The organism is Rhizobacter sp. P2_H2 (assembly GCF_056403375.1).
On record NZ_JBFUFP010001047.1, the window covers coordinates 1 to 1863 of the forward strand.

A 1863-nucleotide genomic window follows, 5' to 3' on the forward strand; every position below is an offset into this window, starting at 1 on the left:
GTGCGGAGTTCGTGATCAGCCTGCCGCAGGTGGCTGCGCCGACCGCCACGGCGGGCGCGCGCCACAAGCCGCTGGTGCTGGTGCCGGAAGAGACCTACCGCGTGCTGGTGATCGACCCCGATCCGGAGACGCGCGACGTGCTGCGCCTGCAGATGGAGCTGTGGGGCCACGAGGTGCAGACGGCGCCGACCCCCGAGGCCGGGCTGCGGCTCGCGCGCAGCCAGCGGCCGCAGATCGTGCTGTGCGACATCACCCAGCCCGATTTCGACGCCGCCGGGCTGCTGGAGCCGCTGCGCAGCAGCCTGGTCGGCATGCCGGTGTTCTTTGCGGCACTGAATGCACGCGGCCGCCACGACGATGACGAGGCGCGTGCGCTGGAGGCGGGGTTCGACGCCTACCTGATGAAGCCGCTGCGGCCCGAGAACCTGGGTCGCCTGATCCACGCCTTCGCGACCCGGACCGCGTAGGTCATGACGGCGCCCAGCTCCGGTCTTCGAGGTCGGCGGGACGCGTGTCCCCGTCGCCCGCCGCCTGGTATTCCTTCAGCCGGTTGTAGAGCGTCTTCAGGCTGATGCCCAGCGTCGCGGCCGTCTTCTCCTTGTGGCGGCCGAGGTACTCCAGCGTCGCGAGCGTCACCTGCCGCTCGATCTCGGCCAGCGGCGTGCCGACCCACACGGTGATCGCCGGCGCCCCGCCCTCGACCGCGACCGGCGAGGTCGGGATCGACGCGCCCGACACCTCGCCGTCCGGCGATTGCGGCAGGCACTCATCGTCGATCATGCTGTCGAGCGCCATCACGTACGAGCGGTACACCACGTTGCGCAGTTCGCGCACGTTGCCCGGCCAGTCATAGCGCGACAGGCGCTGCAGCGCGAGCGCGGAGAAGCGCTTCGGCGTGCCCTCGCGCTCCGAGATCTGCTGCACGAAATGATCGGCCAGCAAGGGCACGTCGTCGACCCGCTGGCGCAGCGCCGGCAGGTGGATCGGGAACACGTTCAAGCGGTACAGCAGGTCCTCGCGCAGCTTGCCGCTGGCCACCGCCTGCAGCGGGCTGCGGTTGGTGGCGGCGATCATCCGCACGTCGGTCTCCAGCGTCTGCGTCGAGCCGACGCGCATGAAGGTGCCGGTCTCCAGCACGCGCAGCAGCTTGACCTGCAGGTCCAGCGGCATCTCGGTGATCTCGTCGAGGAACAGCGTGCCGCCGCTCGCCCGCTCGAAGAAGCCCTGGTGCTGCCGGTCGGCGCCGGTGAAGCTGCCCTTCTCGTGGCCGAAGATCTCGCTCTCGATCAGGTGCGGCGAGATCGCGCCGCAGTTGACAGCCAGGAACGGCTTGCCGCGCCGGCGGCTCAGGTCGTGCACCGTCCGCGCGACCACCTCCTTGCCGGTGCCGCTCTCACCGGTGATGAACACCGTGACGGCCGTGCCGGCGACGCGCTGCACCTGCTCGTAGACGCGGCGCATCGGCGCCGAGCGGCCCCACAGCGCGCCGAAATGGCCTTCGCTCTCCAGCGTGGCGAGCAGGTCCGACGACTCCGCCTTCAGCAGCGACGGCTTGGTCACGCGCGACAGCACGCCCTTCAGCTGCTTCAGGCTCATCGGCTTGACGAGGTAGTCGGCCGCGCCCAGGCGCAACGCCTGGATCGAGGTGTCCAGGCTCGCCTGGCCGGTCATCAGGACCACGTCGGTGTTGCTCATGCCCTTGGCCTCGTTCAACAGCTCCATGCCGTTGCCGTCGGGCAGCATCAGGTCGAGCAGCACGATGTCGGGTTCCTGCAAAGCCAGCTGCCGGCGCGCATCGCGCAGCGATCCCGCGGTGGCCACCGTGAAGCCCTCGCTCGCGATCAGCATCGCCATCGTCTCGGC

At 70.0% G+C, this 1863-nt stretch carries 2 protein-coding genes; one reads left to right on the forward strand and one right to left on the reverse strand.

The features are described from left to right. On the forward strand, positions 1-467 hold a 467-nt coding region (locus AC1D15_RS29845; RefSeq protein WP_477828871.1), incomplete at its 5' end, for a response regulator. A gap of 1 nt (position 468) precedes the next feature. On the opposite strand, the gene AC1D15_RS29850 is transcribed toward AC1D15_RS29845, so the two are convergent. Further along, the coding region (locus AC1D15_RS29850; protein WP_477828872.1) for a sigma-54-dependent transcriptional regulator at positions 469-1863 on the reverse strand (1395 nt) is incomplete at its 5' end.